The organism is Bartonella sp. AD328YNZD, assembly GCF_042196425.1.
Genome location: NZ_JBHIQG010000153.1, coordinates 1 through 5,742 on the forward strand (window position 1 = coordinate 1; position 5,742 = coordinate 5,742).

At 37.0% G+C, this 5,742-nt stretch carries 8 protein-coding genes, 1 tRNA gene and 1 pseudogene; 4 read left to right on the forward strand and 6 right to left on the reverse strand.

The features are described 5' to 3' along the window. The first annotated feature begins 307 nt into the window (after positions 1–307). Together ACFIO3_RS07745 and ACFIO3_RS07750 are read left to right on the forward strand one after the other, a co-directional pair. On the forward strand, positions 308–580 hold the full coding sequence (locus ACFIO3_RS07745; RefSeq protein ID WP_375614452.1) for a hypothetical protein: 273 nt from the start codon (positions 308–310) through the stop codon (positions 578–580). A gap of 152 nt (positions 581–732) precedes the next feature. Beyond that, a complete protein-coding gene (locus ACFIO3_RS07750) occupies positions 733–1,038 on the forward strand; it encodes a hypothetical protein (RefSeq protein ID WP_375614451.1) in 306 nt (101 codons plus the stop codon). A gap of 312 nt (positions 1,039–1,350) precedes the next feature. Here ACFIO3_RS07750 and ACFIO3_RS07755 read toward each other — a convergent pair. The 5 genes and pseudogenes from ACFIO3_RS07755 to ACFIO3_RS07775 all read right to left on the reverse strand — a co-directional run. After that, positions 1,351–1,590 (reverse strand): annotated as a pseudogene (locus ACFIO3_RS07755) (DnaJ domain-containing protein); the annotation flags it as partial. Between the two features lie 230 nt (positions 1,591–1,820). Further along, positions 1,821–1,997, reverse strand: a complete 177-nt coding sequence (locus tag ACFIO3_RS07760) for a hypothetical protein (protein WP_375615237.1) — start codon at positions 1,995–1,997, stop codon at positions 1,821–1,823. Between the two features lie 16 nt (positions 1,998–2,013). Continuing rightward, positions 2,014–2,364, reverse strand: coding sequence for a hypothetical protein (locus tag ACFIO3_RS07765; RefSeq protein WP_375686642.1), 351 nt, complete (start codon positions 2,362–2,364; stop codon positions 2,014–2,016). 184 nt (positions 2,365–2,548) lie between these two features. Continuing rightward, positions 2,549–3,082, reverse strand: a complete 534-nt coding sequence (locus ACFIO3_RS07770) for a hypothetical protein (RefSeq protein ID WP_375614450.1) — start codon at positions 3,080–3,082, stop codon at positions 2,549–2,551. A 94-nt stretch (positions 3,083–3,176) separates the two neighbouring features. Then, the gene (locus ACFIO3_RS07775) at positions 3,177–3,848 is read right to left on the reverse strand and encodes a hypothetical protein (RefSeq protein WP_375704281.1); all 672 of its coding nucleotides are present in this window, start codon (positions 3,846–3,848) and stop codon (positions 3,177–3,179) included. Positions 3,849–4,425: 577 nt separating this feature from the next. Here ACFIO3_RS07775 and ACFIO3_RS07780 point away from each other — a divergent pair. Together ACFIO3_RS07780 and ACFIO3_RS07785 are read left to right on the forward strand one after the other, a co-directional pair. Next, complete coding sequence (locus tag ACFIO3_RS07780; RefSeq protein WP_375686644.1) at positions 4,426–4,578, forward strand: hypothetical protein; 153 nt, start codon at positions 4,426–4,428, stop codon at positions 4,576–4,578. 236 nt (positions 4,579–4,814) lie between these two features. After that, positions 4,815–4,988 (forward strand): hypothetical protein, encoded by a 174-nt coding sequence (locus ACFIO3_RS07785; protein WP_375607051.1) that lies wholly within the window; start codon positions 4,815–4,817, stop codon positions 4,986–4,988. Positions 4,989–5,672: 684 nt separating this feature from the next. Here the strand turns inward: ACFIO3_RS07785 and ACFIO3_RS07790 are convergent. Further along, positions 5,673–5,741, reverse strand: a tRNA-Thr gene (locus tag ACFIO3_RS07790). Position 5,742: the final 1 nt, after the last annotated feature.

Here is a 5,742-nt window from a genome sequence, read left to right on the forward strand (position 1 = left end):
AAAGCGGGGAGCTTGGAGCGCATGCAAGGCGTATGCTGGAGAGGAAAACGAGAATGGGAGTAAGGCCAAGTGTTTAGAGATATGGTGACATGATTTTGGGTGCTTTTGTGGTGAGTGCTGGGGGAGCGGCAATGATGGGCAAGTGTGTTTTTTATTGCTGTGACAATTGTATACGTTATGCTTTCGTTCTTGAGGGGAAGCTTAGGGGCGCCGCTTGGGGAGAAGAGCTTTGCAGGAATTTTCTTAGCTGACATGGGAAAGGGGGGCATGAAGAAAAGAACCTATAAAAGAGCCTATATATGAGAAATTGCGGGCGCTTGTGTGTGGGGGGGGAGTTGCCGGCTGGTTCATTGGGGGGGGAAAAACAATGGAGGGGGCAGGGCATCATCCAGTGGCTTGGAGTGACACGGAAAGCATGCTGGATAACAAAATGAGGCTTAGGGGGAAGAGAAGCAGCAGTACAGACAAGGAGGTTCCAACCTATAAAAAGGCACGTTCAAGGGGGAAAAGACAATGGAGGGGGCAGGTCGTTATCCAGTGGCTTGGAGTGACACGGAAAGCATGCTGGATAACAAAATGAGGCTTAGGGGGAAGAGAAGCAGCAGTACAGACAGGTTCCAACTTATAAAAAGGCACGCTCAAGGGGGAAAAGAGCCGGTTTTTATGTTTTTGCGGCACGCAAGTAGGGAGCTTGGAATGATACGTAAAGCATGCTGAAAAATGGAAAGATGTTTGGCGGGGGAGGTCGTTAAAGCTTGTTTAGACGTATTGGAACAGGGGGGAGCTTCTGGGAGCTTTTGTGGTGAGTGTTGGGGGAGTACAATGACGGGCAAGTGTTTTTTTATTGCAGAGACAATGGTGCGCGTTATGCTTTCGTTCTTGAGGGGAAGCTTAGGGGCGCCGCTTGGGGAGAAGAGCTTTGCGGGAATTTTCTTAGCCGATATGGGAAAGGATGTTAGGGGCATGAGAAAAAGTCTGTGTGGAATCAAGCGGGCTTGTTGGGGGAAAGGTTGGGGGGCGGGTTGTGGAAGAAAATAGAGGGGTGGAGGAAACGGGAGAATAAGAAAAGAACGAATAGAGACATTATAATCTTTATGTTTTTCTACACTACCTTGTTATAGAAGATCAAGGATAATGATGCCTTGTGAATTCGCTGCGGGTTGCTTTTAAAGCTCTTCAAAAGCACTTTGACTATTAAAGTTGAAATCCAAACACTGTTATCATTGTTATGAAAAAACAAATAGCAATAAATATTGTTGTTAAAAAAGTCATAATTCTGTATTGTGTTTTCCATAACCATATAATTATTTCAATTGCTGTAGGTTTTTCGTATTCATTACTTTCAGAAGCCTTGTCATTATCTTTAAAAGTTTCATGATAGAACTGATTGTAAGCTGCTCTCTTTTGAGGATCTTTAAGAACTTCATAGGCTTCACAAATTTTTCTGAATTTTTGTTCTGCTTCGGTACTAGAATTATGATCAGGGTGGTATTGCAGAGCTAATTTACGAAAAGAAGATTTTATCTGTTTATCATTGCATTCGTAGCTTACACCAAGAATTCCATAATAATCGTCTTCATTTACTATCATTAAATACAGCCACTTTGTGTATTGCTCTTCTTTTATAAGATCGTTTAATTGATCCCCTTTGAATGTATCGACATGTGTTGTTTTTTGTGTTGAGAATATGTGCAAAAACATGTTTAATGAAAATGGCTATAGTGATTATACTGTATCTAAATGAGAGGAGATACAGTTCAAAACGCTTAAAAATGCAGGGTGTTTTTAATATTTTAGAAATATTTTTTTACAAAAATAGATTAAAAGAGAGACGATAAATCAAATGTAAAAGGGACGGCAATAATAGCCAAGGTTGTCATTATTGTAAATAAACAGGCAGGAACCTTAAATCTAAAACGCCAAAGTAAACTTATGGGAACAGACATTATCGTTGTTATTACGAATGCTACGATAAACCATTGCATGAATAATTTCATTATATTGATTTCATTATTAAGACGATTTTGTTTTAGTTCTTCCTCTCAAAACACAATCGATAATAGAAAAGCCATGATAAACAGGAAATTCTCCACCTGGACAAGCGCTAACAGAAAATTGTTCAAGCTCTAACCATTCTCTTTCGCGTTCTTTTTCCAATAGCTTCTTTTTTATTTTCTGTCTTATATATTCTTTTGAAATACAATTGATCGGAGAAGTACTTCCAACAAAAAGATCATCTGTTGTACATCCACTCGTTGTATGATGCGTAAATAAAATAGCGCTTATTACGATAGCGAAGAAAATAAAGTGTTTAAACATAAGGTATTTATTGTCGTTTGTTTCTGATGAGCTTTTATAAGTCATTTCTGTTGAATAAATCAATATGTGTTATTTTATGTTGGTAAAATACAACAAATTGTATGATAACGTTACTGTACTTTGGCACTCTGTATCTAAAGATGGCGATAGATAGTTCAAAGTGCTTGAAAATAAAAGATATCCTTTGAGAAGCACTTTTCATCAAGTTATGGAATGAATAGATCAAAGTTTATGGTAATTTTGTATACTCTATGATAACTTTGTATAAGATCTCAATTTCATGATCAAGTTTCTCAAGTTCTTTCTTGTTTTTAACTATACGCTCTTGATATGTCTCTATGTGTTTCATAAGGTTTGAGAGATGTGTATGCTCATGAGAGTGTTTTGCTTCATTCACATGTCGCATTGCATCTATTTCTAATTCTATAAGGGTGCACAGAGTATTAAATACATGATGTCGTTTTTTGATTATATTCTGCCATTTTTTTATTATATTGACATGTTTTTCATAGAGCGGTTGCGATAACTGCCGCTTGTTTTCCAAAAAAAATGTTTTTTCTATCCAGAGAATTTGGTAGAATTTTTCTTCCCACCAGCGACTTCCATTAACAAGGAAAATGCGGAAAAATCTCTCTCTTTCTGTAATCTCTTTTGAAGAGAATACTTCATTCGAATGAGTATATCCCTTTGAAGAATAAAAAAGATGCGTTGTTAAAAGAGCGATAATTAAGACGCTTCTCAATAAAGACTGTTTAATTAACATTGTTTTTTATACCCTCTTTGTGCCTGATTATAGTCATTGTGAGGGGGGCTTAATGGTTCTTTAGAAGTATTTTGAAAGGCGTTTTATGATCCGTTTAAAGATTTTTTAAATACTGCTTCCATTTTTCAAAAGTGCTATATCTTACAGGTGGTTTTACATTTTCTTTGGGCATCATTTTAAGGTATACCTCTCTAGCCATAACGCACATTGTTGCTGTGTTTCTAAAACGAGTGAGTTCATTGCCTATGATGAGCTGCTCTGTCTGAAGAGTTTGTTCTTTTCGATTAATGCCATTGGGAGAATCCAAAAATTTTTCTGCGTACGCAAACATTGGATCATCAAAGTTTGTTTCAAATTTTGCTTTGAGGAAAATATTTTCTATATAATCCCAATCTTTCCTGTATTTCATCCCGTTAGCTTTAAAATCCTTCAGTCTTGTTGGTAAGTCGTTAAATGTAAGTGTGGGCATCGTTTTATCATCTTGCCATAAATCAAAAAAGCGTCCACAAAAAACAAGCAATATGTGATAATGTCTTAAAATATTGAATTCTGGAGGATTATTGGGCAATATTATTAAATATTTCCAAAATTGACTTTTGTCATGGGGTATACTTACAGTTTTTTCCATATACGCTTTTAAATATTCTACCTCTTTTTTTGCTTTTTCTAATTTCTGAGAATATTCTAAATGAGTGTAATTTTCATGGACATATTTTTGGTAAACCTTATCGTATTCAGCAAGGTCGCTTACTTGAGTACAACCCAATAATATGAATACAGAAAAAAACGTTATAAATATTATGACGTACGTTCTGAATAATAATTTCATCATTTTAACTTTTAATGATTATCATGAATATTTAATTGATTTCTGTTAAATAAATCAATGTGTGTTATTTTTGTGTTGAAAATATACGTAAAAACGTATTTAATAAAAATGGTTATAATGATCATAATGTGTATAAGTAAAGGTGTGGTACTGGCTAAAACCCCGCATATGTGGGGTTTTAGCTTATTGGAGGAGGTATGACAGCAGAAAGTATAAGGGGATCTGTAGCCAAAATGGTTGTCCTAAGGTGGGGAGAGTAGGCAATATCCAAAATACTCCAAATGAAATATACTTGTTGTTGTACATTCACGCACTTGTTTTAATAAAGATATCTCGCTCTAAGCTCATTTCACACCCATTTCATGCCTGGCGTTCGTAAATTTCATACTGGCACCTGTGAATAATATCGTGAGGGGTATAACGATAAAGCCCCGTAGATTATAAAGTCCGTAGATTGTACCCCCCAGAGATTATAAACATTGCGCACCCTATCTTTACTTTATGAAAAAGTAAGTTGGTACTATTGGGGGCCGTTGCCAAAATTGCGGCATGGGCTGTAGCTCTTGAGACGATTCATAATCTCGTTTACTGGGAGGCTTTTTACGAAGAGATATGCTTTTCTTGGAAAGTTTCTCGCTATACGGATCTTTCTGCTTGTGAAGTGTAAGCGAAGAGGGGTGATTAATTTCAATAGAACAGAGGGAGAGAGCTTTTCGCTTTTGGGGCTCTTATGCAAGAGGAATAACGCTATCCGTATCAATCAAAGTATTCGTATAAAAAAGATGCGTGTTGAAAGAGGGAGGCTTAGAGCACGTGGAAAACCATAGTGTATAAAATTGGTAATGAGGGATCTTCTTTGAAAAGGCGGGCTCTCAATTTTCTGCCATATGGGATGTCTAGTATATGGGATGTTTGGCATATGCGAGCGTGGGGTGGCTTAGTGAAAGCTTTATTGAGGGGGATTTTATCACTGTTTGTTTTTTGCTTTTGGTAAGGGGTGGGGAGAATGGGAAAGGAATTGAGTTGAGAGGAGGTTCTGGAAATGGCTCTGTTAGATCTGTTGTAAATGACGAATAAGATCGATGAAGCTTATTCTAATTTCTAGAGGGAATGCTTGTGTTGCTTGAGATGGATAGAGAGGCTAGAAAGATAAGATTATTCGTTTTGGGTCGGATAAAGGTATCAATGGGATATGTTCAAACAATGAGTTTATAATAATTCATTATTGAGATTCAATTTGAATTTCAATGAGAGCCTGAAATAGTGTGAGATGTTCTTAGTTCTCTTATTCAAACGCTCTTATATTGAATCAAGTAAAATCGTTTGTTTGCATATTACAAACAGGGTGAGCTTGTGGGGAAAAATATTCAAGAAATAAAATATTGAAAAAATAAAAATGCTTATATCGTCTCAAGTGCCAAGAGCTGTTGCAATAGTGAGGCTTGGCAAAGAGAAGGAGTAAAGGGGGGCAATCTTACAGAAATGAAAGAGAGGAAGATGCAAGGAAAGAGGGAGGGGCAAGGAAAGAGGGGAAACCAATAGGAGAGGGACTATTCTTTGGGGGGCGGTCAATTTCAAAAGCCGTTCGTAAAGTATTTTAGAGATTAAGCGTGTTATTGAGGCCATTGATTTTGAAGCTATTGAAACGCATAGTTTAAAGGATGGAGGATTTGATGAAGCTGATGGAGGTTGGGGGAAAAGATTTAGGCTTATAGGGAAGACTTATAAGGGCAAAAAGAGAGAGGCAAAAGAAGAATAAAATGGTGCTGCGAGAGAGGATTGAACTCTCGACCTCTCCCTTACCAAGGGAGTGCTCTACCACTGAGCTACC